This is a genomic window from Desulfovibrio sp. 1188_IL3213 (assembly GCF_036763145.1).
Classification (GTDB): domain Bacteria; phylum Desulfobacterota; class Desulfovibrionia; order Desulfovibrionales; family Desulfovibrionaceae; genus Desulfovibrio.
The window spans coordinates 1-916 of sequence record NZ_JBAIYR010000651.1 but is presented as its reverse complement, the minus strand read 5'-3'; the positions used below and the strand labels follow the sequence as shown (position 1 = coordinate 916).

Genomic DNA, 916 nt, shown 5'->3' with positions numbered 1-916 from the left:
CAGGTTAAAGGCCGGTTCGCGTGTCTCAATGCCGTGAATCTTGGTGGTCACGTTGCCGGGATCCATTGCAAGAAAATGGTCGACAAGAATTTCCGCCGAGGCCACCTGATTGCCCTTGATCAGCAGGCCCTGTTACCGTCAATCTGGCGGACGCTTCGGGGCGGCGCTATCTCAAGATGGGCATGGAAGTGGAGGTGAACGCCGACGTGTCGGCGGCCCTTCAGGCCAATAATGCCCGTATCCGGGATGCCATCATCATGTTGCTGGCAGGCAAGAGTTATGCCGATATAGCCACCCCTGACGGCAAGGTGCTGCTCAAGGCCGAAGTGGCGGCGCGCATCAACCAGATTTTGGGCGCGCAGCGCGTTATCCGGGTGTTCTTTACGGATTTTGTCGTGGAATAGGGCGGACGTCCGTGATTCCGGCCGTATTCCGGCCGTATTCCGGGCGTTTTCCGGCTGTGCGCCGTATCTGCGCATGGGCCGCACATCGGGCATGACGGATTACCGGGCGTCAGGCACGTTGAATTTGCGAACGCTTCGGCAGTTCGCGCGCATATGTTGCGGGCGGGGCAGGCACAGCTTTCGCCAATACGCGAAAACCGTGCATAAAGACGGCAGCGCGGGTTGTTTGCGAGGCCGGGAGCCGGAAGGAGCGTCAAACAACTTTGGAAACGGACTGCGTTTCAGGGTGAACCTGCGCCAGAGCAATTTCACTTTGAAATTGCTCTGGCGGCTGCGTGGGCAGTCGCCCGCCGCAAAGATGCAAGCGCAGCTTCAGCCGTTACGGCAAAGGAAGTTACGGATGCTTCAGGAGTTGTAACGCGGGAAATTACGCTTGCAGACACCATGTGTAACGAGCGGTTTGTTTCCACACAACCACTGTCGCCATTCGTAAGGCTCGCAGGCTCGCCAAC

The 916-nt window shown here is 58.3% G+C and carries 1 pseudogene; it reads left to right on the top strand.

Annotated features, from left to right (window positions below):
- Window positions 1-140: 140 nt before the first annotated feature.
- Window positions 141-404 (top strand): annotated as a pseudogene (locus V6C16_RS14300) (flagellar basal body-associated FliL family protein); the annotation flags it as partial.
- Window positions 405-916 lie beyond the last annotated feature (512 nt).